Below are 23419 nucleotides of genomic sequence, written 5' to 3'. Positions count from 1 at the left end.
TTAACAGATGCTTATGTCTCTCCTATAACAAAGCTTTAATACATGCCGTATCCTTTAGGCGTAAATATTACATGTTAAAGCGCGATTGATGCAAAGCTAGTGAAAGCTGAAGAGCACTTTCACTAAGTGAACTTTTGCATTATTTGGCTGCTGGTTGTTGTTTAATGGCATCATCCATCATTTTTGTACGCTCTTCTTCTGAGATGCCTTTTAGTATTTCATTGATTTTCTTTGTTAATTTGCTATCTTTCGGTATACCCACTGCTGTTTGTGTATCTTCCGCGGCTGTTTTAAATCCTTTGCCGTCGCTAAATTCAACCATTTTAAATTGATCATTGGCTGAAGTTGCTGATACTGCTTCTGGTTTCTCTGAAACATATGCATCCATCTTGCCTGCTTGTAAAGCCACGCGCATAGCGGAGAAATTATCCGTTGCTGTTTGTTTTTTCACGCCTGGAATTTGATCAATAACTGTATAGTGGAATGTATTTAATTGAGCTGTTACTCTTGCCCCTTTAAAGTCTTCAATTGAAGTAGCATTTTCATATTTACTTCCTTTTTTAACGACCATCACTAGATGAGATGTATAGTAATTGTCAGAGAAGTCGATTGTCTTTTTGCGTTCTTCAGTAGGAGACATCCCTGCAATAATCGCATCTATCTTACCTGAAGCTAAAGCTGGCACTAAACCGTCCCATTCCATTTTAGAAATGACAAGTTTTTTCCCTAAGCCATCTGCAATTTTTTTGGCAATTTGAACATCATACCCACCTGCATACTCAGCGTTCCCTTGAATGGCAACCGCACCATTAGAATCGTCACTTTGCGTCCAGTTAAACGGCGGATAACCTGCTTCCATGCCGACTGTAAATGTGTCGCTTCCTTTGCTGCCTGAAGACTTTGCATCACCAGATTCTTTAGAACTGCACCCTGTTAGAATTAGCACAGCAATTAGTAACATGCTTGATAACAGTGTTCCTATTTTTTTCATATTGATCTCTCCCTTTTTTCTAAATAAAAAAGACTAGAATTATAGACCTGAGTTGAACTCAGGGCTACGTAATTCTAGTCCTAAATCCTCTACTTATATCCCAATTTGAGATAGCACAACTCAATAAACCATAGAAATTTATTGAGACAGTCCTGCAGTTATTCACTGCAGACCCAGCATACAACAATGAGAAACTTGTTACACACTTCGGCAATATTTCCTTCTTCTTAGACTCATCGCTTTCTCTAACTCCACTAAGAACTAATAAATACTGCGCCTCTACCTCACCGTATAAGTGAGGCTATATTTAGTTATGTTTTAAACAGTCTACAATAGGGATGGAATGGATGTCAATAATATTTCAACAATTTAAAAGATTCTAGCCATCAATCTTCCTCATATTCTTCTTCTGCATAATAGACTTCCCCGCTCATGGCATTAATAGCCATGATTTCTTTTCCAGCTGGAAATTCTGCTTCATAAGTCAAATCATATATAATTAGGTCTTCATCTTCTTCATCATTGACCTCAGTTCGTGCAAGATGCATTTCCAGCTGTTCTTTAAATTTAGCGTCGGCTTCCTCTAAAGGCAGGACTGGTACAATGTCTAGGGTATTTAACTTCCCTTCGTTTGGCAACAGCAGCGAACATTCACGAATAATCCCCGTATATTTCCCTACATTGATATGAATGGTGTAATCACTTAATAGGACACCCTTATGCTGTCTTATAAATGAAAATGTTGTGTATGGCTCAAAGTCAAAGTTTTCGTCAAACTCATCATCTTCTTCTAACTCCAACTCTTCAAAGAATTGTCGTTCCTCTTCTGACAAGTCTTCTTCTGTTATTATGCCATATGACGAATATTCCATTTCCCCTTGCTGTACTTCTAACAGGTACTTTTCATGGACATCGCCCACAATCGCCTCTAGGAACATTTTTGCTTTATTAGCTAATGTAGCTTCTGGCAGTTCTTCTTTCTGCTCTTCCCACTCTACCAGCGATTCGTATTCCATAAACATAGAATCTATGTTTTCAATTTTAATAACAGGTTCTTCTTCATCGGTGTTTTTCGAATTGCCTATATACCAAAAACGATTTGCTCCGTCCTCAATCAATTGCATATCATCAGTTACACCAAGCAATGTTTTTACACTCTCGGTTACTGTAACGGGCTCAAAGGAATTAGCATTTTGCTCCCCATATTCCATAAAATCCTCTTCGTATTGGAGACTACCGTCTACATGTACTCTAAAAGTGCCACTTTTTGGTTTGTAGAGAAGCTGTAATTCCCCATTCAAGTCTGCAATCGCAAGTTCGACAAGCGGTTGTTCAAAAAGAATTTCCCTAGCATCTTCAGCAGAAATCTGAATATCAGGATAGGCTAGCTGATAATACGACTGATTAAAGGTAGCCGACAGGATAAAACCTTGTTTATTTATTTCTAGCGTCACACCTGAATTAGGCAAGAATAGATTTAGTGCAACATCCTTTGCTTCAAACGTTAACAAGTATGATTCACCATTCCATTCAGAAATACTGCGGAAAGTAAGTTCTTTTTGATAGAATTCATCTATAAAATCTTCCGCAATTCCCATCAAATCCTCTTGTGTTAATTCTTCATACTCATCAAGTGACACATCATTGTGTTCCATGATGTCTTCCATTTCAATTAAAAGTGATGCTAATTTTCCGTCTTCTGTTACTTCGATTTGCCCATAAGGCAACTCTCTATTTAAGTCTACAATTTCTCCAACTGTCGGATCGTCCTCATCGTACTGAATAGCAATGACCGGACGCCCAATCATATAATCGCGTAATATAAATTCCCAGCTCTTCATTGGTTTTCTCCCCATATTCATTTAATTTTCTATATCTAATTATTAAGTGGTTAGTATTGTTCATCTATAATAAAAGTGCTCTTTCTACTAAAAGTAGTATCTTCTTTGTTAATTTTACAGTGCTACTACTAAAAAATTCTACCATAAATAATACATTTGGGCTTAAACAAATCAAAAAAAAGCCAGAGGAATTAATCCTCTGGTCCGTTTTCTAAAACACTTTTTTCCATAAGCTCTTTTTCATACCGTTCAATCTCTTCGATTGAATCTGCATACCAGACTCCGGTAAATCTAGATGGTTTTTTTTGCTCGAAATAATCTCCATCATAGTAGGCTAATGGGAATAGTACGCCTTTTTCAACATACTCTTTTATCGCTGTATAGAATGCATCTCGTTGGTCATTTGATCGGTAGGCTAAAAACTTGTTTACTGGCTTTCCAAGTTGTTCGTGTAGTAATAACATGGATGTAGAACCATTTTGTCTAAAGTTCAAATCGATAGCTTTCACTTGGCCATCCTTTGTAATAACAAGGTCAAATCCCGCTACACCGATAAACCCTTTTTCTACACCGCATTCCATAATTTCGCGACCTGCCTGAATGATTTCTTCTGGTACATTCTCTACTAGTATATTTCCACTGTATATTCCGTTGTCATCTGTAATTTGCTTCGATGCACCGATGAATTGGATACCAGTTTCTTCTGAATAAAGGTACTGGCAGCAATAATTCACTTCTATATCAAGACACTCTTCAACAATAACCATTTTTGCATCTTCACTTTTAAATTTGCGGACGGCCGCGACTAGCTGATCGTCAGTGTGACAAATCATAACACCATAGCCCCCAGATGAAGGCAAATCTTCACCTTGTTTTAAAATAAGTGGTAGCTGCCATGATTTAAGCTCTTCCTCTAATTGATCTATGCAAACAACGTCTCGTTTAGGTACATACTGTTTTGGGATGATATCATCGATATTAGCCTTACAGTTCAAATAATTAAACATTTCTGCATCCATCCAATAACAATCTCGACTGATTTCTTCTTCATCATATAAATAATGGAAAACAATTTTCTTTTTCTCTCGGCTCCACTTGTGTAAAACAGCTTCATATTCTTCTTGGTTGCCATATTGATAGGGTTGTTCGGGTATTTCTACCCCTACTATTTCGAACAGTTCTTTGATTTTGTCTGTTTGTGTCGCTTTATGAACCAGCGTTGGTAAATTTGAGATAACTAATTCTCTTGCAGTTAAAAAGTCCAACTGTTCCATGTCCTGCGACATCCAAGGGTTTTCTTGATAAGATGGCCTTGGACTATAGACAGCGTCCTCTCCGTAGATTTGCTTCAATGTAAAGGTTGGTTTTACGACTAGCTGATCCATATTATCTTCTCCTTTTCTATAACCGCACTGTAGCGGTCTTTTTTATCTATTGTGTTTCAATTGTTAGATTCGTCTTTAGTTAACTCTTTATAGCTTTCAAAAATCCCTTATAAGGATGCTATTAATTACCCCTTACTCTCTAACAAGAAACTATATTTCAAAAAGATAACTAAAATCTAAAAGACCTTTACAAATAACTAAAAATAATGTAAATTATCAAATGGCGAACGTTTTATAAATAAATAAAAATAATATTCGACTTTAGGGGTGTTCCTTTATGGATAATGTATTTGATTACGAAGATATTCAGTTGATTCCTGCAAAATGTATTGTGAATAGTCGATCAGAATGTGATACAAGTGTGACACTTGGCGGACATACTTTTAAACTTCCAGTGGTCCCTGCAAATATGCAAACAATTATTGATGAAAAGGTAGCAATCCAATTAGCTGAAAATGGCTATTTCTATATCATGCATCGTTTTAATCCAGAAAAACGCGCAGACTTTATCAAAGATATGCATGCACGCGGTTTAATTGCATCTATCAGCGTTGGTGTTAAATCGGAAGAATATGACTTTATTGAGACATTAGAAAGAGACGGGCTAACACCTGAATTCATTACTATTGATATCGCTCATGGACATTCCAATGCAGTCATTAACATGATCCAGCATATTAAAAAACATCTCCCTCAATCATTTGTCATTGCAGGTAATGTTGGAACACCAGAAGCAGTTAGAGAATTAGAAAATGCTGGTGCAGATGCAACAAAAGTAGGCATTGGACCGGGTAAGGTATGTATTACTAAGATTAAAACTGGCTTTGGCACAGGCGGTTGGCAATTAGCTGCACTTCGCTGGTGTTCTAAAGCTGCTACTAAACCAATTATTGCTGATGGTGGCATTCGCACACACGGCGATATTGCAAAATCTGTACGTTTTGGCGCTTCTATGGTGATGATTGGCTCTCTATTCGCTGGTCATGAAGAATCCCCTGGCGAAACAATCGAAATAAACGGCAAACTTTATAAAGAATACTTTGGCTCTGCATCTGAATTCCAAAAAGGGGAACGTAAAAATGTAGAAGGCAAAAAATTGCATGTTGAACATAAAGGGCATTTAAAAGACACCCTAATTGAAATGGAACAAGATTTACAGTCATCTATTTCATATGCAGGCGGTACAAAACTAGATGCAATTCGCAATGTTGATTATGTAATTGTAAAAAATTCAATTTTCAACGGAGATAAAACATATTAATTTTCTTTACCGGACAAATAAAAAAGCCCTCTACGTCATGCTATATGCTGATCGTAGAGGTTTTTTTCTACCCATTATTAAAAATATTTACTATTATCCGATAAATATTTTGGAAAACTATCACTAAACGATTCTTTATGTGATAGAATTAGCTCGCAATTAAGGTAAAAGACACTCATATGCACTATGTACATAACAGAATAAGGGAAATAAAGGATCTAAAATCCACATCACATAAGCTTTTAACCTTATCTAAAAACATGAGTGAGCCCAAAAGTCTTGATAGGAATCAGCACCCTTAAAGCAATTTGGTTAATGAATGCTCAGCGGACTTCCAACGAGTAAAGTAGTCACTAAACTTTCTTGCAGCATATCAAAGTTTTAGTATAAGAGAGGTAAACGCGAGTGAAAAAATTATTTAACTGGAGTCTGCGTTCTAAGTTAATTGGGGCTTTTTCAATTTTCTTGATTATTCCTTCGTTGCTGATGGCTACGATTTCTTACAGTAGCACAAAATCACAAATTAAGCAGGAACAACTGAATAGCGCTAATTCTACTATTAAACTGTTGAATACAAATATAACGAATACTATTCAACCTAAAATCCATGATGCAACTTATTTATCTAAACACATTTCTAAAGGTTTAATCGATTCTTCAAAGGATTCAGAGCTTCGAAAGATATTAAATCAATATATTAACGAACATCCCGAGACAGCGATGGCTTATGTAGGTACAGAAAAAGGCGAAATGATCCGTATGCCTTATGCTACATATCCGAAAGACTATGACCCACGAGAGCGTCCTTGGTACCAAGAAGCAAAGGATAAGTCAGGAGATGTGGCAATCACTGAGCCCTACACTTCAACTTCAACTGGCGAGTACGTGGTAACTATTACAAAAACATTATCAGACGGATCGGGCGTCATAGGCATAGATATTAAAATTGATGCTTTAAGAGACATTTCAAATCAAGTGAAAATTGGAAAGCTAGGTTTTATTTCTTTATTAAGTGATGGTGGAAAGTATATTGCAGATCCGAAGGCAGATAGTGGATCAGCTCCTAAAGAAACTTATATGAAGGAAGTATTAAATAAAGCAAAGGGTCAGACAGAGACAAATGAACACAATATCATCTACCTCACAAATAATGAAACAGGTTGGAAAGTAGTCGGCACCACATACAAATCAGAAGCAGATAAAGCGGCAGCATCTACACTTTACTTGGATATTATAGTAGAAATTATATTCTTATTATTAGGTGCATTTGCCATTTGGTATATTGTTCGGTCTATTATAAAGCCTATCAATCGCTTAAAAGAAAGTGCCTCTAAAATGGGGAAAGGCGATTTATCAGAGGAAATTATCGTCACTTCTACGGATGAGATCGGACAGCTTTCTAGCTCATTCAATGATATGAAGAATAATCTTGCCACTCTTATTCAAAAAGTAGGATCAAGCACAACGCTTGTCCGCACATCATCAGAAGAATTATCAGCAAGTGCTAGCCAAAATATTGCTGCTTCAGAACAGATTGCCTCTGCCATGCAGCAAGTAACTATCAATACAGAAAATCAGACAACTGGCATTGAGCAAAATGCTACTGCTGTTGAAGAAATTTCTCATGGCATCAGCCATATTACAGAAAGCATTAATGAAGTCGCTGTTTTATCTTCACAAGCGACAGAACAAGCAGAAACAGGCGAAGAATCCATCCAGCATACAGTGAATCAAATGGATTCAATCCATCATTCCGTATCTGCTACGGACACAAAAATAAAGTTACTGTATGATCGTACTAAGGAAATTGGTGCAATCTTAGATATCATCGGTGATATTGCTGGTCAAACCAACTTGCTTGCATTAAATGCATCGATTGAAGCCGCACGCGCAGGTGAACATGGCAAGGGCTTTGCAGTAGTTGCAGAAGAGGTACGTAAGCTTGCAGAGAGCTCACAACAGTCTGCATCACAGATCGCAAGTCTCATCCATGCGGTACAGCAGGATTCATCAGAAGCTGTTAAAAATATGGCTTCGACTCTAGAAAACGTTCAAGAAGGATTAAGCATTTCCAAACAGACAGCAATGCAATTTGAAGCAATCATTTCAAGCATGCAAGAAATTACACCAAAAATTGAAAATGTCTCGGCTACTACAGAGCAAATTTCTGCCTCTATTCAAGAAGTATCGGCTACTGCTATTACATTAAATGATCATGCAAAAGACAATGCAGCAGCATCCGAAGAGGTAGCAGCTTCAACAGAAGAGACGCTTACTTCAATGGAAGTAATGGAAGAAAACGCAAATCAACTTCTCAATATGTGTGAAGAGTTACAAAACATGATTGGTGAATTTAAAACAAATTAAGAGATACCTCCTATATAGAACTATCTATAGAGGAGGTTTTTATTCTATCACTTCCCCTTCATATGAATGGGCCATGCTGCATAAAGTGAATTAAAAAGGTGGGATTGATATGAATAATGACTTGCATTTTATACGTTACTTTTTGCCCCCGACAGCTGCTATTTTAGAATTAGAAACAGGTCCTGTTATTTTGCATGCCGATGTAGACGGTGACTCAATTGAAGAGCTGATTAGCGCCTATAGCTATAGGGGCAACACGTTTCTTCTTATGCTAAAGCAAATAAATTTCCAGTGGCAGCCGCTCGTCCACCTCAAAATAGAACAGCACCATATTGCAGGGTTATATGCTGTAAAAAAGAAGGAAAGCACTAAAAAGGATTTAGTCATAGAATGGAAAATAAACAACCTTCCTCCTTACTTAGATACACTAACGTGGACTTCTAATGGATTCCAGCGGCAGACAACCCCATCTCAACAGCTTATCATTACGAAAGCTTATGGCGATGTTACGGGAGATGGACTAATAGATACCGTCTACCTCACAGGTGAAAAGCAACCTGATAGCCCGCTTTGGCAGAACCTAGAGTTACAGATTATGAATCACTCGCAAGGCATTCCTGTTAACATATCGCTCAATGATATGAAAGGTTATAACCCAACCATCTTTCTCGGTGACTTTACCGGGGACAAAGCTCAGGATATCCTTGTAACTGTGGATTCTGGTGGGAGCGGTGGTATTATTTTCACAAAAATCTTTTCTTATCAAAATGGAGTATTTAAAGAAATATTCGACGACGAACGCTTTAATAACAAATCAAGTTATAAAGTAACATATGAAGACGGCTTTAAAGTGCGCGTTACGAGCTCAGTACCGCCAAAACAGTATAAAATCGATCTTACTTATAAAGGAAAATCCTATCTTTCAGAAATATACAAGCCAAATGGCCAATTAAAAGAACCGATTGAAGGTTGGGTAGATCCAATAAGCGGTCTATACCCAATCGATTTTGACCGTGACGGTGTCTATAGTCTCTTGGCATTCCAAAGCATTGCAGGCAGGTATCACGCTGACCGTTTAGGCTATGTTCAAAGTACATTAGAGTGGGATGGTGAACAGTTTGTAGTTGTAAGACAAAATGTCTCTATAGAAGGTCGAGAAGGAAAGCGCCAATAAACTATTAGGACAGGAGAGAAATTTTGCAAAATATCTTGCCAAAACATTCCTCTTTGAAAATCGTCTTACGAAAAAGGCAAAAACAAATGTGTAGGCAAAAAAGAGAGTCAATGAAAAAAGGTACTAGAAAAACAGGTATCGAGCCTACACTTCTTCCCGCTCACCAACAGCAAAAATAGTAAACTATGAGGCAGAGTGGCAAACACCACTTTGCTTTTTCTTTTCTTCTCTGCCTATACATTCCGTTGTATTTAAAATATAGTAGAAGCGGGTGATAAAATGAATACAAAAATATACATGGACAACGAAAACTTAATTGCAGGCATTTCATTAAAAGATACAAGTATGCCCGAAAACGGCAATATGGCACTCCATAGTTGCACTGATCCTTCTTTAATTTTACAAAATCGAAGCTTGTTGGCAGCATCTATCGGTTGCGATCTTAATCAATTTGTTTGTGCCAATCAAACACATAGCCCAAACTTTTATAAAGTCACTCGAGACGATGTTGGGCGTGGAGCTGAAGCAAAAGAAACAGCTATTGAGAACACAGATGCACTATATACGTTTGAACCAAATATAGTACTGTGCACCTTTACTGCTGATTGTGTCCCCGTGATATTATATGATCATTCTACAGGCCTGGTTGGCGTTATCCATTCTGGCTGGCAAGGGACGATTAAAGAAATTACTCTGAAAATGATTGACTATTTGAAAGAGAATGAAACATGTGACCCTAAAAATCTGTATATTCATATTGGCACAGCTATTAGCCAAGATAAATTTGAAGTAGATCAAGATGTATATGATCAATTCAAAAATCTGAGCTATGCAGATGAGTATATGTATTTTAATGAAAAAACAAATAAGTATCATATCTCTAACCAACAAACCGTTAAAAGGCAATGCGAGCTTGCGGGTGTACCAAGCGCTCACATTACCATAGATGAAACATGTACGTATATTAATAATGAAGGCTTTTCATATCGTGAGGATAAAAAAGCAGGTCGCCATCTAACATTTGTGATGAAAAAGCAGTAACTGATTGTACTTCCCTCCCTCTCTGCATATACTCTAAGACCATGCAAAAAGGGAGGACCCATATGTATATATATCCACGATTTGGCCATTCACTTTGGTATTATAGCCAACTATTTGATGTACCTCTTGCTCTTATAATTGATTCCAACCCTCGCCTTGAAATAAATGATTTAGGCGATAATGAAAGATTACAAATACCCGGATTCACTTTAAATCACTATATAGCCAAGCAGGAGGAAACCTTAAAACAAATTGCTAGGAAATTCACTATTCCCTGTGAAGCTATTCTTTGTGTAAATCTAGACTTACATGAAAATACCTCATTAACCGTGGGCCAAAAAATTGCTCTCCCCCAAAAAGTGACTTGGCGAACTATACGCGATAAAGACCACTACGACTCAGCCAAAATGAGGAAGGATCTTCAGGCACTGTTTCAAATTTATCCTTTTCTAAAGCAACAAACGATTGGCTACTCTGTATTAAATGATCCATTAAAAGAAATTCAAATTGGAAAAGGCCCTAAAAAGGTTCACTTCAATGCATCTTTCCATGGCAATGAGTGGATTACCACTGTATTTCTTTTGTCATTTTTAGACGATTATCTTTTAGCCTTAATGAATAAAACAGATTTGAGAGAGACAAACCCCCTCACTCTTTATATGCAAACAACTCTTTCCATTGTGCCGATGGTCAATCCTGACGGAGTCAATCTGGTATTAAACGGCCCTCCGGATGATCAAGAATGGGCAGGATATCTGCTTACTATAAATAATGAATCAACTGATTTTACTGGATGGAAAGCTAATATAAACGGTGTTGATTTAAACGATCAATTCCCCGCTAATTGGGAAATTGAAAAATCCAGAGCCCCTCAACTGCCAGGTCCCCGAGACTATGGTGGTGAGCTTCCGCTAACAGAACCCGAATCTATTGCTATGGCTGTGTTGACTAAACAGCGAGACTTTGATCGGGTATTGGCATTCCACACACAAGGTGAGGAAATTTATTGGGGGTATCATCATTGTGAACCCAAAGAATCAAAAACCATCGTGAAAGAACTCTGTAAAGTCAGCGGGTACAAGGCTGTCAGAAATGTAAATAGCGATGCGGGCTATAAAGATTGGTATATACAAGAATGGCGAAGACCTGGTTTTACTGTGGAACTTGGCTATGGTACAAACCCGCTACCTATTGAACAATTCAGCTATATTTATAAAAGGGCGATGGGAATTTGCTTAGCAGCTTTATATATGTAGATAAAAGAAGTCAGCTATCGCCTCCATGGCGTATAGCTGACTTCTTCTCTAATGTAAAACCTTTTTTCTATTGTTTCGTTTTTCATCGATGCGGGCAATCGTCCCGTTCTCTACACCAAGCTCTTGTAGCCATCTACGATAAGCAATAGTCAAGGCATCTGATTTAAGATGCATTTCCGCTTGTAAATCTAATGGTAGGAGTTCAGGCTTTTGGCTTTCTACGATATCCAAATCCTGAGCAAAGATTAAATCTTGAAATTCTACAAAAGATGCATCTGGCTGATCTAAATCATAGTTTCTTGTTAAAAGCATAAAGGCTTTAGTTTTTTCATGATCTTCTTGATTTACACAAACGAGAATCGTTAATTCATCCTCTGATTCTTTTGATGTTTTTGTAAAACGTGCAGTAGTTGGATTTAAAATCTCATAAACATAGTCAGTATAACCGCCCTTTGAACGTCCATCAGGATTAGGCTGATATACTGGTATTTTACTTGTGATAAATCGATTGTCTTCAAAAGAAACGGTATAATTATCAACTTCAGCATGGTCTTCGTCTCCAAGCATGCCGCCATGGACAAACATAAGGTGAGACACATCTAAGAAGTTTTCAATAATTCGAGGCGCGTTTGCATTTACATCATATGGCCCGCAGATGACTGTCCGATATCCCTCACGACTATAATCAAGGTAAGGAATCATCGGAGCAGGCTCATCACCTAAGCATACCCAAATCAAACCATACTGTTCTTGGCAATGGTAGACTGTAGCCTTAGCCTTGCTAGGAATTGCCTTCCCGCATGGTAACGCAGGAATTTTTGTACAATCGCCATGGCTGTTATATTCCCATGCGTGATAAGGACAAACAATATTCCCATCTTTTACTTTTCCAAGAGACAGCGCTGCCCCGCGGTGAATGCATAAATCTTTAAATGCATGCACTCCTTCTTCGTTACGGAAGACAACGACGCGTTCACCTAGTACAAAAACCTGCTTTGGCGCATCTTCCACTTCATTTGCAATACATACGGGATGCCATTCATTCCATAGATAATCTTGACGCATCTTCAATTCCCCCACTAATTTAAATTTGTCTGTACCTCGTTTGATTCCTTATGATCTTCTATACTTTCCGGCAAGATTAAATTTAATAACAATGCAGTAACTGCACCAACAGCAGTGCCTGATGCAACAAAATATGTCGCTAGGTCTGGTAACTGAGCCAATATATCTGCTGGCATTAATACTGCAAACAAAGCAGCCATAATAGAAACACCTATTACTAACATATTTCTTTCTGTAAACGGCACTTCTTTTATCACTTTAAAGCCGTTCATCATAATTACTACACAAAGGATGGCAAAAATACTATTAACTACAACAGATGGAATACATGCAATACAATTCATTAATTTTGGCATCATTCCAAGAACGATTAAGATGGCACCACCTACTAGAATTGGTTTTCGGCTTTTAATGCCTGTAATCGCAATAATGCCGGCATTAGAAGAATAACCAGTGACAGGGGTACCTCCGAGGAAGGAGCCCAAAAAACACCCCAATCCTTCTCCCAATGCCCCACCGTTTAGTCGCTTGTCATCTAGCTTGTCACCCGTAATATTGCTAACTGTAAACCAAGTACCGGTTGTTTCAATCATGACGATCAAATAGATGGCCAACATAATAAGGATGGCGTTGATATTAAACGTGGGCATTCCGAATGCAAAGAGAGTTGGCAACTGAAACCACGACGCTTTCTCAACAGAAGAAAAGTCAATCAATCCATAAAAGGATGCAACAAGAGAGCCGCTGGCAAGCGCTAAAATAACGGAAATTACTTTGATAAAGCGAAGTTTTGTTTTTGACTTTTCGCCAATATACATACAGAAAATTAGAACAGCAGCTGTTACAATCGCTACAATCATATTAGAGCTTAAACTGCCCTGCGCAGTATAAATTGAGTGGATGGCACTAGGCATTAACGAAATACCGACAATAACAATAACCGTACCAGCCACTAAAGGAGGAATAAACCTTCTTACTGCCTTACTGAACAGCTGCAGTGGATAACCTAGCAAGCCTATCAGCAATGCACCAGGTATTAAACTTCCAATCATTGTACCGATTCCCGAGGTTGTCCCAATGGCAGCAAGCGCGCTGATCGGAACGAATGAGGGTCCTTGCATGACAGGAAGCTTCATTGCAAGCCCTGCTTGAATTAATGTCGCCAGCCCACATGCAATAAATGTCATTTGAATTAATAGTGCACTATCATTTACTGAAAAAGAAAGCATACCTGCTAGGATCATCGGCGGAATAAAAAGGTCCATTGCCATTACTTGTTGTAATCCGAGAAGAAGCATTTGAGCAGCAGCGCCTCCCCTTTTCCGGTCCACAATAACTCTTTTTGTTCTCCCTGTTTCTAATTCTCTCGTTATACTTCCCATCATCAATCCTCCTGTAATAAATCAACCCATATAATTCATCAAAATAAAAAACTCGGATTACATACCTCTACCTTTGTAGAAAGCCATGTAATCCGAGTTCAAAAAAATGAGAATTCGAAAGAGAAGATAAACGTCCCTATAGGCGATTTATCTTTTCAAAGCTTTCCATAGCCAGTTTATTTACGGTAAACAGGTAGAAACTTGTGAGCCATATTCTCACGATTATATGAAAAACAACTTATATAATTTTATGGGCTAAGTATAGCACTCACCCTATGAATTGCAAGTATATTTTTTAATAAGTTTTTAGTCAGCAATGTCTTAAAATAACTTAAACCTGCACCATATAAGGATTTAGCCTATCAAAATAAACTTTCGCTTTTTTGTAATAGTATTTAGTCAACTAATCATTTATAATCAAAATATAAACAAAAACACGAACTTTATGGAGGTATTTATGGATAAATATACGTATATTTTCAAGGGAACTGCTTTTACAAGTGAAACAAATAAAAAAGTAGCCATCTTAAAAAATCATCTCTTCTGCATTAATGAAAAGGGCGTGATTGAGGATATTTTCAATCCTACGCAAGATGAGTATTCTAGGTTGATAGATGCCTATCAAGATAATGACAATTTCCACACATTAGCGGCAGGCCAATACATCTTACCTGGTTTTGTCGACTTACATGTTCACGCACCGCAATGGGCACAATCAGGAACAGCCCTTGATTTACCTCTATATGATTGGCTCCATACGTATACTTTTCCACTCGAAGCAAAGTTCGCTGATTTAGAATTTGCAGAGCTTATTTATGATGATTTAGTTACAACATTGCTTAAGAACGGAACAACAACAGCTCTTTACTTCGCTACTATCCATAAAGAAGCAAGCTTATTACTCGCGACAATATGTGCTAAAAAGGGACAACGCGGGTTAGTAGGCAAAGTGGTGATGGACGATCCAACACAAAACCCCGATTTTTACCGAGATCAAGATGCCAAAACGGCATTAGCTGATACAGAAGAGTTTATTCTTGAAGTCAATCACCTTTCAAAGGAAACCAAGCAAGGCGTGTACCCTGTAGTGACCCCTAGATTTATCCCAAGCTGTACAGATGAAGTACTGGCAGGATTGGGGGTATTAGCTGAAAAATATGATACCTATATCCAATCGCATTGCAGTGAAAGTGATTGGGCACACAATTATGTACAAGAACGTTTTTCAAAACATGATGCCTTTGCACTCAATGATTTTGGATTACTAAAAGATAAATCAGTGATGGCACATTGTAATTTCTTAGACGATGAAGACGCCTCACTATTCGCAAAAACGGGAACGGCTATTAGCCACTGTCCCTTATCCAATGCCTATTTTGCCAATAGCGTATTGCCTGTAGCACATCTGCAAGAAAAAGGAGTGGATATTGGCTTAGGAACAGATATCTCTGCTGGCGCTACGCCAAGCATATATGCCAATGCCATTCAATCAATTATTTCATCTCGGATGCTAGAAGATGGTGTAAACCCTTCTATACCAGCCAGTGAGCGGGGTGTACCTCATTCTCGCTTGACCATCGATGAAGCATTTTATCTGGCAACAGCCGGCGGTGGCGAAAGCTTAAGTTTACCTATTGGGAAAATCAAAAAAAATTACTCGTGGGATATTCAAATTATTGATACTACTGTGTCATCTGCAAGAATGCCCATCTTTTCGCCAGATGAGCAACCATACGATATTTTCCAAAAAATTATGTATCATACACGCCCAGAATATATCCAAGAGGTGTGGGTACAGGGAGATAAAGTCCAATTTTAATCCACAACAAAAAAGCACAGACCATTTATGCTGGTCTGTGCTCTATTGACTTATTTCCAAAAGCCATCTTGCTCTAATTTCTTTTTACCTTTAAATGCAAACAAGATTGCAATGATATTGATAACTAACATAGCTAGTAAAGCGTATAAAACAACTGTGTAGCTTCCTGTAAAATCATACACATAGCCATATACAGGAAGAGCGACAATAGAAGAGATTGCTAGTCCTAAAGAGGCTGTTGAATAAATTTGGCTATACTCTTTATTACCAAATAGACTTGCTGTCAACGCAGGTCCTAATGTACCGATTGATGATGAAATCACGCCAAATAACCCTACAGCTAAAGTAATGATCCCAGCATTTGACTCTGTAAATACAAGCAAGCAAATAGATATTAAACCAACAGCCATTGCAAGAAGTGCTGTATTTTTTGAACCTATACGGTCAGTCAAGAAGCCTATGATTAATGATCCAATTAATACACCGATCATTAAGGTCCCCATAATATTACCTGCAAACGAAACACTGAATCCTTTATTCATCAAGTATGTTGGGATATGCATAGAAAAACTTGCAATAGATGTTACAAGGAAGAAGAAAATAAGCAATGCATAAAAAGCAGAAGATTTTTTTGCTATTGCAAATGTAACACCTTTCTCTTCAGTATTGACTGCTGTCCCATTATTAGTTGCAGCTACTTCATCCACTCCATAGGGAAGAAGACCCTTTGCTTGTGGAGATTTTTTAATCAAAAGTAAAACAACGGGTATAATGATCACCATTGCTGCAATACCCACAATAACATACGATGATCTCCATCCATGGCTAGAAATCAATTTACCAACGATTGGTTGAGAAATAGCACCTAATAAACCACCAGCAGCACCTAAAATACCAAGAGCCAAGCCACTGTTCTTTTTAAACCACTGATTGATCAGCACTGGTCCTGCAATAACTGTGATAAAAACGCCCCCTACAGCTAATGGAATGGCCATAATATACCATCCCCATACAGAACTCATAAAACTAAATAGAACATAAGATCCCGCTTGTAAAATAATACCTACAATTAAAACTGCGCGAATATCATATTTCGCCAAGATTTTTCCGCCTATTGGCAGGAAGATCAACGTCACAATAGCAGAGACACTGAAATACAGGCTTAAGCTACCTAAGCCTACACCAAGATCTTTAGTAATCGGCGTTAAAAATAAGCTTGCAGAGTTACTCAAACTTCCTTTACCGATACCAACAATGATACAAAGCGCTAGCAAGGTCCACCACGCGTAATGTATTTTTTTCTTTTCCATAATTCGTTACTTCCTTTCTGCTTTCGTATTTATCACCAACAATAAGCAATTCAAAGTAACAATTGATAAGTGTGTATAGAAACCGATAATTTTATTGAAATAACTAAAAGTTGCATGTTCTAAATTTTAGTTATCTAAATATTAGGAGACTAAATATTTACCGCTACTTGACCTAATAGAATAGTAAATAGCGGTTATGGACTCTCAATTATTCTTTTTTCATGCTTGGCTTTTCAAAAAAAATTACTTAGAATTCTAAATAAATCACCAGTAAACAATAGCAGACTTACTGTAAAAGCGCAATACCTTTCTTTTAAATTTTGTGATAAAATATTGTTTTTTTAAGTAATTATTGGTCCAATTAATTACAATAATGTTATATAGAGCGATTAATTTAATGTGCGAATATATTCTAACGCAACGTATAATTTACATATGATAGAGGTTTTTCTTTTCCTATAAACGGTTAAAGTATTAAAAACAGGAGGGATCCATTATGCATCCAGTTGTACTTTTTGATGGCGAATGCAATTTTTGCGATTCAAGTGTACAGTTCATTATCAAACATGACCCTAAAGGACGTTTTTATTTTTCTTCATTACAGGGGGACACGGGAGAAAAAATGCGGGAGAAATATCAGATACCTTCTTCCATTGACAGCATCGTACTCATAGAGGATGACAAAGTTTACTATAAATCAACAGCAGCACTCAGAATATGCAAGGGCCTCTCAGGCTTTTGGAAGATATTTTATTTCTTTGTTGCCGTACCACTACCATTGCGTAATGCTGTATATGACATCATTGCGAAAAACCGCTATAAATGGTTTGGCAAAAAGGAAAGCTGTATGCTTCCATCGCCAAATATCCGAAAAAGATTCATATAAAAAAGAGCGAAAAGAAGGCCTTTTCGCTCTTTTTTTCTTTTTTATATTGGTAGATCTTATACCTCAAACTTCTGTAAAAGTGGTATAGCGCCATAAATGATTTGCCGTTTGCGGAGCCATCATTTCAAGGCCCTTATTATCCGTTTGATGTACTGTGTGCCAATCTTTTTTATCATGTTCTTTCATATACACTTCATGGCAAGGTGCTTGGTCATGGCTGCCTATAAAATCTACTGTCCCATTGCGATAAAATGTCCCAAATAATCTATAATTAATGGCAGGAGAAGCTACAAGCGGATTACCTACTTCATGATACAGCTCAAACCGTACGAAATCCTCGTTCTTGATGACTTCTTGCATTTCTATTCCTTCATCAGAGGCCCGCTCTTCTTTTAAAAAATGCTTATCCTCATCATATGCCTTGGTAATGCCAGCTGTTTTCTTCAGCACTGTCGCTTCTTCAGCTTCTGCATCATAGGTAATTTCTGTCCGAGTACGATAGCTATTTGCTTCCGGATCGTAATGACGATTGTCTCCTTTAAAAAAACGTTCAGAGGAGGCTATATTTGGGTTTCCAATCCACTCTTCCTTTAAAAATGTGGTGTAGCGCACCAACCAATTTTTATCTTTTTTCTCTTGCCTGTTTGCTTCGGGTCTTATAAGAAGATGTTCTGCTGGTCCAATCTTTTTTCTCAGCGTAAATTCTTCTTGTGCTGTTTGTTCTTTCGAGGTATCATTTTTTGCTATTCCTAATACACCAGCTATTGCAGAATTGGTCTTACTGCTTCCTTGTTCTGACAAGAGAAGCGGCCTTTTCGCCTTGATTTGGTAATTACATTCTTTACTTGTGCTTGGTATTTTTTCTTTAAAGTTGCATGTTTTTGTTTTACCAATCAATTGTTGATCTCGATATATAAAGTATTCATCAATTCCATCAATAGCTTCCCATTTAAACTGAATGTCTTCTTCTGAAATAACAGTTGTAATAACTAAATCCTTCAAAATATTATTCTCGGATTTTTTATCAACAGCTGTAGCCGTTTGAACAACGTACTTTTTAGAAAGTCCCTTTTCTTCTTCCTCAGTAAATTCCACATAATACTGATATAACGTACCTGGAACCAAACCTTTGTCAGCGAATTCACTTTTATCACCTTTATAAAGCAACTTTCCATCTCTATAAATTGTATAAAGCCCTTGTGTTTCCTTAAGTAAAAAAGTAATTGAATCCTTGGAATGACGAATAGTGCCAAAAGCAAATCCGTCATCTTTCTGCGGAGCTTTTTCTATTTTTTTTAAGATAATTTTTTCAGCGGTTCGAGCGATTACAAAAGTCCCCAGAAGAATACCTGCTGTCTTGATTGGATTTCTTTTCACTTTTTCCAACAACGATGAAGATAGCATTTGATCACCTCAGTATTTTTTTATGCTATACCCTTTTTTTGGTTTTTGCTATCAACATTTTGCTTAGGTGTTAAAAACAGTTGATCATAAGAAGAAAAACAAACCAAATAAAAAAACAAAAAATATTTTTAAATGGCCCCATTTTTCACCGTCTTTTCACTATTGAGGGATAAGGTATAGAGGCAACAAAAAATAAATGATATTTGGAGGAACACTTATGAACAAAAAGAAACTAGTTGGATATGTAATGTCAGGTGCCCTGTCAGTTGGAGTATTAAGTGGAATTGGCTCTAACGTATATGCAAAGACGATGTCAAATTCCTCTGATAGTAGTAATACGACTCAAGAACAAATACAAAAGATTAAAGCAGAACTAAAAAGCAAATTGGCGAAACTCGGCGTGTCATTACCAGAACCTACTTTTAAAAACTCTATGTTAGCTAATTTAGATGACGCCACTAAAAAGAAGGCTCAAGCTATTCTAGATAAAGAAAAAGATGGCTCTCTTTCTCATGAAGAGGCTCAAAAACAACTTAAAGCTTTAGGCGTAAACTTCCCTGAACATCCTGGTAAAGGTAAGTTCAAAGCTCCTCTAGACAACCTAGATGACGCCACTAAAAAGAAGGCTCAAGCTATTCTAGATAAAGAAAAAGATGGCTCTCTATCTCATGAAGAGGCTCAAAAACAACTTAAAGCTTTAGGCGTAAACTTCCCTGAACATCCTGGTAAAGGTAAGTTTGAAGCTCCTCTAGACAACCTAGATGCCGCTACTAAGAAGAAGGCTCAAGCTATTCTAGATAAAGAAAAAAACGGTTCTCTTTCTCACGAAGAGGCTCAAAAACAACTTAAAGCTTTAGGCGTAAACTTCCCTGAACATCCTGGTAAAGGTAAGTTCAAAGCTCCTCTAGACAACTTAGATGCTGCTACTAAGAAGAAAGCTCAAGCTATTCTGGATAAAGAAAAAGATGGCTCTCTTTCTCATGAAGAGGCTCAAAAGCAGCTTAGTGCTTTAGGTGTCAATTTTCCTGATCACCCGAAAAAAAGAGGAAATAAAGAATTAGAAAAAAGCTTGGATAAATTAGATGAAAAGACGAAACAAAAAGCACAAAAACTAATGGATCAAGCCCAAGAAGAAATACAAAAGCTTGATACAAAACGCTAATTATCACATTCAGTAGATATTTCAGGGCTCATACCACTACAACTTAGTTGTGGTGGTATGAGTTTTTTTAAAGAATTCTTTTCTACCGTAAAAGAAAGAAGTACTATAAGAAAAAGACATTACACTATAGAAATGGGGTGTGCCAGATTTGAATATTCTTTTAGCTGAAGATGATTTGCAGCTTGGTGAGTTAATTAGCTTTATGTTGAAAAAGAAAGGTGGCTATAAAGTAGATTGGGTCAAGGAAGGCGAAGATGCTTACGTATATGCCACCACCTCCTACTATGACCTCATTATTTTAGATTGGATGATGCCCAATGGGGATGGAATTTCGATTTGCCAAAAGCTAAGAAATGATGGATATACTGGTGCCATTATAATGCTTACAGCTAAGGATACTGTCAAAGATCGAATTAATGGTTTGGATGCCGGGGCTGATGATTACCTTATAAAGCCGTTTGAAATTGATGAACTATTAGCACGTTTAAGGGCACTTTCTCGGCGCAACTTTGCCCCACTTATAGAAGATAAAGTATGGATACAGGACCTTCTGTTGAATCGAACAAACCAGACGATCGTTAAAGGTAAAAAAAATATCCAGCTAAGCCCGAGAGAATTTCAGCTACTCGATTTACTAGTTCAAAATAAAGGGCAGGTGCTAACACGAGATATCATATTAGAACGTGTATGGGGTTTTGATGCAGAGGTTTCGATGAAAACGATAGATGCAACTGTAAAATTGCTACGTAAAAAATTAGAAATGGTTGATCAATATGATTTGCTTAAGAGCATAAGAGGAGTTGGCTATACACTTGAAAATTGCTAAACTACCATTCTCCCGCTTATTCCGTAAAAGAAATATATTTGAACAGACTCAATTTCGTTTAACTGCATTATACAGTGGATTGCTTATGCTCTTCCTTCTTTTCTTTACAGCTGTTGTTTACCTTTTGTTGTATACAACCATTTTTAAGAATCAAGAACGTAATCTCCAAGGAAACTTAAATCATGAAGTTAAAAATATCGAATCCTATCTTCAATCACACAATAATAAAGGTCAGTTGCGCTTTAAATATCAAGATTCTCTTATGAATGATGCAGATCAATTTTTTTATTACATTATGGATAATTCAGGAGAGTTAGTACTAGGTAATGAAGTCATACCTAGTATGCGTGATAACTTACTTAAAACCCTTTCTAAAAAACAAGAGAATCAAGAAAATATGTACCAAGAAACAGTTCAGGCAGAGTTTCCGAAAAGGGGTCAGTTTACCGATAATAAAGATGCCTTTCAACCCATTAAAACAACAAACAACATCCGCTTACTCATTGCTAAACACTCTATTAACTACCATGGTGAAGTGATCGGCACCTTATATATTGGCAAAGATATCTCAGTTGTACACCAAATATTCAAATGGCTCTTACTCATATTATTAGGATTAGTTCTGCTCTTTTCAGTGATTGCCCTTATTATTAGCCACTATATGTCGAAAAAAGCTATGATTCCAATAACGTATGCCTTTTCAAGACAACAAGAGTTCACTGCAGATGCTTCGCATGAGTTGCGTACTCCCTTAAGTGTGATGCTATCATCTATCAACGCTTTAGAATTAGTTATAGATTTAGAGGAAGAGTCCTATGAAAAAAAGATTATTTTAGGAATGAAGAAAGAAGTTAAAAGAATGACTAGATTGGTGAGTGATTTACTAACACTGGCACGTTCGGGCAGTGATGCTATTGAACTTAAAAAAGAAACATTTGATCTTCAACCTATTGTCGAAGAAGTCATAAACTCTGTTTGTCCACTTGCAGAAGCTAAGGAAATCAACCTTCATTATGACACGCCTAAGCAATTAATCCTTACAGGAGATCCCCAAAGATTAACTCAACTTCTTTATATTTTATTGGATAATGCGATTAAGTATAATCGAAGTGGTGGAGAGACAAGTCTTTTCCTCTCCATACGTGATAAAGAGCTGTGGGTGACAGTGAAAGATACAGGCATAGGGATTGATCCGGCTAATTATAACCGGATTTTTGAGCGCTTCTATCGCGCAGACCAGGCTCGCTCTCGTGAACTCGGTGGTTATGGCCTCGGCCTCTCTATTGCCAAGTGGATTGTGGAGTCTCATGACGGCACAATTCAAGTGAAAAGTGAACTAGATAAAGGAAGCACGTTTATTGTTCGTCTACCTATCCAGTAGGTTGATATAAATAATAAAGGAGTTGATGATATAAAAATCACCAACTCCTTTTTCATTAAAATGGATTTGTTGCAATAAAGCTAGCTGTTTTAATGTACATGCGTGAATTTAGTTTTAATTGGCTTACAATGAATTCAGCAAGATCTTCAGCCTGAATAAATTTAGATTCGTCATTGTCTTTAATTAAGCTTAGATCAAGCGCCAAATCTGTCGCTACTGTACTTGGGGTTAATGCAGATACACGAATATTATTACGGCGTACTTCTTGTGCAAGCGATTCTGTGAAACCAATCACAGCAAATTTGGATGCACTATATGCACTTGATGTTGCTGCTCCTCCCAAGCCGCTTGTAGAAGAAATATTGATAATATCTCCGCCATTTTTTTCAATTAATTGTGGCAATACTGCACGAGTTACATAATATGTGCCCATTAAATTAGTATCGATGATGCGTTTCCATTCTTCTGGATCCATTTCTAGAACACTAGCGAATGTTGCAACACCTGCACTGTTAATCAAAATGTCTGCTTGTCCTAATTGATTTGTCAAAGCTTCAACAGCCTCTTCAACCTGCTGTTTATTGGCTACATCAGCAACTGCATAAGCTGCTTTTACACCAGTGTTTTCAATTTCTTTTACTACTTCTTTTAAAGTCTCTTCTGTTCTGGCAAGCAATCCTACATTTACGCCTTCTTTAGCTAAAGCGATAGCTGTTGCTTTGCCGATGCCGCGAGCACCACCCGTAATAAATGCTATTTTGCCTTTTAATGATTGTGTCATCATACCAGCTCCTTGTTACAATATTTTTTAAGTATACTATGTCCGATAGATTCTGGCTAAAAGGATGCTTATAGATAATTTAAGACA

18 protein-coding genes and 2 riboswitches are annotated in these 23419 nt (G+C 37.3%); of the genes, 10 read left to right on the top strand and 8 right to left on the bottom strand.

The window, feature by feature from the left end; translation table 11 throughout:
* Nucleotides 1–139 precede the first annotated feature (139 nt).
* The 3 genes from F0527_RS14180 to ldmS all read right to left on the bottom strand — a co-directional run bounded on the left by F0527_RS14180 (nucleotide 140) and on the right by ldmS (nucleotide 4217).
* Nucleotides 140–991 carry a transporter substrate-binding domain-containing protein gene (locus F0527_RS14180; RefSeq protein ID WP_150285366.1) on the bottom strand — a complete coding sequence of 284 codons (852 nt, stop codon included), beginning with the start codon at nucleotides 989–991 and terminating at the stop codon, nucleotides 140–142.
* 103 nt (nucleotides 992–1094) lie between these two features.
* A riboswitch (Lysine riboswitch) is annotated at nucleotides 1095–1281 on the bottom strand.
* Nucleotides 1282–1377: 96 nt separating this feature from the next.
* Nucleotides 1378–2832 (bottom strand): hypothetical protein, encoded by a 1455-nt coding sequence (locus F0527_RS14175; RefSeq protein WP_150285365.1) that lies wholly within the window; start codon nucleotides 2830–2832, stop codon nucleotides 1378–1380.
* Between the two features lie 191 nt (nucleotides 2833–3023).
* A complete protein-coding gene (gene ldmS / locus F0527_RS14170) occupies nucleotides 3024–4217 on the bottom strand; it encodes an L-aspartate--L-methionine ligase LdmS (RefSeq protein ID WP_150285364.1) in 1194 nt (397 codons plus the stop codon).
* A 277-nt stretch (nucleotides 4218–4494) separates the two neighbouring features.
* Here ldmS and guaC point away from each other — a divergent pair, with 277 nt between their 5' ends.
* From guaC to F0527_RS14145, 5 genes are all read left to right on the top strand, one after another.
* Nucleotides 4495–5478 (top strand): GMP reductase, encoded by a 984-nt coding sequence (gene guaC / locus F0527_RS14165; protein ID WP_150285363.1) that lies wholly within the window; start codon nucleotides 4495–4497, stop codon nucleotides 5476–5478.
* A gap of 405 nt (nucleotides 5479–5883) precedes the next feature.
* Nucleotides 5884–7845, top strand: coding sequence for a methyl-accepting chemotaxis protein (locus tag F0527_RS14160; protein WP_150285362.1), 1962 nt, complete (start codon nucleotides 5884–5886; stop codon nucleotides 7843–7845).
* Nucleotides 7846–7954: 109 nt separating this feature from the next.
* Nucleotides 7955–9019: a hypothetical protein gene (locus F0527_RS14155; protein ID WP_223823618.1), complete on the top strand. Its 1065-nt coding sequence runs from the start codon at nucleotides 7955–7957 to the stop codon at nucleotides 9017–9019.
* A gap of 279 nt (nucleotides 9020–9298) precedes the next feature.
* Nucleotides 9299–10060, top strand: coding sequence for a peptidoglycan editing factor PgeF (gene pgeF, locus F0527_RS14150; protein WP_150285361.1), 762 nt, complete (start codon nucleotides 9299–9301; stop codon nucleotides 10058–10060).
* A gap of 62 nt (nucleotides 10061–10122) precedes the next feature.
* Nucleotides 10123–11316 (top strand): M14 family metallopeptidase, encoded by a 1194-nt coding sequence (locus tag F0527_RS14145; RefSeq protein ID WP_150285360.1) that lies wholly within the window; start codon nucleotides 10123–10125, stop codon nucleotides 11314–11316.
* Between the two features lie 48 nt (nucleotides 11317–11364).
* On the opposite strand, the gene F0527_RS14140 is transcribed toward F0527_RS14145, so the two are convergent.
* Together F0527_RS14140 and F0527_RS14135 are read right to left on the bottom strand one after the other, a co-directional pair.
* A complete protein-coding gene (locus tag F0527_RS14140) occupies nucleotides 11365–12381 on the bottom strand; it encodes an aromatic ring-hydroxylating dioxygenase subunit alpha (protein ID WP_150285359.1) in 1017 nt (338 codons plus the stop codon).
* A 14-nt stretch (nucleotides 12382–12395) separates the two neighbouring features.
* Nucleotides 12396–13766: a nucleobase:cation symporter-2 family protein gene (locus tag F0527_RS14135; RefSeq protein ID WP_066791052.1), complete on the bottom strand. Its 1371-nt coding sequence runs from the start codon at nucleotides 13764–13766 to the stop codon at nucleotides 12396–12398.
* A 145-nt stretch (nucleotides 13767–13911) separates the two neighbouring features.
* Nucleotides 13912–14013: riboswitch (purine riboswitch) on the bottom strand.
* 207 nt (nucleotides 14014–14220) lie between these two features.
* On the opposite strand from F0527_RS14135, the gene guaD reads away from it, so the two are divergent.
* On the top strand, nucleotides 14221–15582 hold the full coding sequence (guaD, locus tag F0527_RS14130) for a guanine deaminase (RefSeq protein WP_150285358.1): 1362 nt from the start codon (nucleotides 14221–14223) through the stop codon (nucleotides 15580–15582).
* Nucleotides 15583–15632: 50 nt separating this feature from the next.
* On the opposite strand, the gene F0527_RS14125 is transcribed toward guaD, so the two are convergent.
* On the bottom strand, nucleotides 15633–16892 hold the full coding sequence (locus F0527_RS14125) for an MFS transporter (protein ID WP_150285357.1): 1260 nt from the start codon (nucleotides 16890–16892) through the stop codon (nucleotides 15633–15635).
* A gap of 496 nt (nucleotides 16893–17388) precedes the next feature.
* On the opposite strand from F0527_RS14125, the gene F0527_RS14120 reads away from it, so the two are divergent.
* A complete protein-coding gene (locus tag F0527_RS14120; protein ID WP_147197486.1) occupies nucleotides 17389–17778 on the top strand; it encodes a thiol-disulfide oxidoreductase DCC family protein in 390 nt (129 codons plus the stop codon).
* Nucleotides 17779–17841: 63 nt separating this feature from the next.
* Here F0527_RS14120 and F0527_RS14115 read toward each other — a convergent pair whose 3' ends face one another.
* Nucleotides 17842–19182: a DUF3238 domain-containing protein gene (locus F0527_RS14115; RefSeq protein ID WP_150285356.1), complete on the bottom strand. Its 1341-nt coding sequence runs from the start codon at nucleotides 19180–19182 to the stop codon at nucleotides 17842–17844.
* A gap of 217 nt (nucleotides 19183–19399) precedes the next feature.
* Between F0527_RS14115 and F0527_RS14110 the strand changes: the two genes are divergently transcribed.
* From F0527_RS14110 to F0527_RS14100, 3 genes are all read left to right on the top strand, one after another.
* Entirely contained in the window at nucleotides 19400–20344 is a 945-nt protein-coding gene (locus F0527_RS14110) for a hypothetical protein (protein WP_150285355.1), read from the top strand.
* Nucleotides 20345–20492: 148 nt separating this feature from the next.
* On the top strand, nucleotides 20493–21170 hold the full coding sequence (locus tag F0527_RS14105) for a response regulator transcription factor (protein ID WP_150285354.1): 678 nt from the start codon (nucleotides 20493–20495) through the stop codon (nucleotides 21168–21170).
* Nucleotides 21157–22551, top strand: a complete 1395-nt coding sequence (locus F0527_RS14100) for a sensor histidine kinase (RefSeq protein WP_150285353.1) — start codon at nucleotides 21157–21159, stop codon at nucleotides 22549–22551. The genes F0527_RS14105 and F0527_RS14100 overlap by 14 nt, the downstream gene beginning before the upstream one ends.
* A 55-nt stretch (nucleotides 22552–22606) precedes the next feature.
* On the opposite strand, the gene F0527_RS14095 is transcribed toward F0527_RS14100, so the two are convergent.
* The gene (locus F0527_RS14095) at nucleotides 22607–23332 is read right to left on the bottom strand and encodes a 3-ketoacyl-ACP reductase (RefSeq protein WP_150285352.1); all 726 of its coding nucleotides are present in this window, start codon (nucleotides 23330–23332) and stop codon (nucleotides 22607–22609) included.
* Nucleotides 23333–23419: the final 87 nt, after the last annotated feature.

Source organism: Rummeliibacillus sp. TYF-LIM-RU47, from assembly GCF_008638315.1.
In the GTDB taxonomy this organism is placed as follows: domain Bacteria; phylum Bacillota; class Bacilli; order Bacillales_A; family Planococcaceae; genus Rummeliibacillus; species Rummeliibacillus stabekisii.
Note: the sequence above shows the minus strand (reverse complement) of the source record. Positions and strands in the feature narration are given on the sequence as shown.

Excerpts from the sequence above, each read along its gene's own strand:
- F0527_RS14180 (WP_150285366.1), bottom strand. The coding sequence starts at position 991 with ATGAAAAAAATAGGAACACTGTTATCAAGCATGTTACTAATTGCTGTG.
- F0527_RS14175 (WP_150285365.1), bottom strand. The coding sequence starts at position 2,832 with ATGAAGAGCTGGGAATTTATATTACGCGATTATATGATTGGGCGTCCG.
- ldmS (WP_150285364.1), bottom strand. The coding sequence starts at position 4,217 with ATGGATCAGCTAGTCGTAAAACCAACCTTTACATTGAAGCAAATCTAC.
- guaC (WP_150285363.1), top strand. The coding sequence starts at position 4,495 with ATGGATAATGTATTTGATTACGAAGATATTCAGTTGATTCCTGCAAAA.
- F0527_RS14155 (WP_223823618.1), top strand. The coding sequence starts at position 7,955 with ATGAATAATGACTTGCATTTTATACGTTACTTTTTGCCCCCGACAGCT.
- pgeF (WP_150285361.1), top strand. The coding sequence starts at position 9,299 with ATGAATACAAAAATATACATGGACAACGAAAACTTAATTGCAGGCATT.
- F0527_RS14145 (WP_150285360.1), top strand. The coding sequence starts at position 10,123 with ATGTATATATATCCACGATTTGGCCATTCACTTTGGTATTATAGCCAA.
- F0527_RS14140 (WP_150285359.1), bottom strand. The coding sequence starts at position 12,381 with ATGCGTCAAGATTATCTATGGAATGAATGGCATCCCGTATGTATTGCA.
- F0527_RS14135 (WP_066791052.1), bottom strand. The coding sequence starts at position 13,766 with ATGATGGGAAGTATAACGAGAGAATTAGAAACAGGGAGAACAAAAAGA.
- guaD (WP_150285358.1), top strand. The coding sequence starts at position 14,221 with ATGGATAAATATACGTATATTTTCAAGGGAACTGCTTTTACAAGTGAA.
- F0527_RS14125 (WP_150285357.1), bottom strand. The coding sequence starts at position 16,892 with ATGGAAAAGAAAAAAATACATTACGCGTGGTGGACCTTGCTAGCGCTT.
- F0527_RS14120 (WP_147197486.1), top strand. The coding sequence starts at position 17,389 with ATGCATCCAGTTGTACTTTTTGATGGCGAATGCAATTTTTGCGATTCA.
- F0527_RS14115 (WP_150285356.1), bottom strand. The coding sequence starts at position 19,182 with ATGCTATCTTCATCGTTGTTGGAAAAAGTGAAAAGAAATCCAATCAAG.
- F0527_RS14110 (WP_150285355.1), top strand. The coding sequence starts at position 19,400 with ATGAACAAAAAGAAACTAGTTGGATATGTAATGTCAGGTGCCCTGTCA.
- F0527_RS14095 (WP_150285352.1), bottom strand. The coding sequence starts at position 23,332 with ATGACACAATCATTAAAAGGCAAAATAGCATTTATTACGGGTGGTGCT.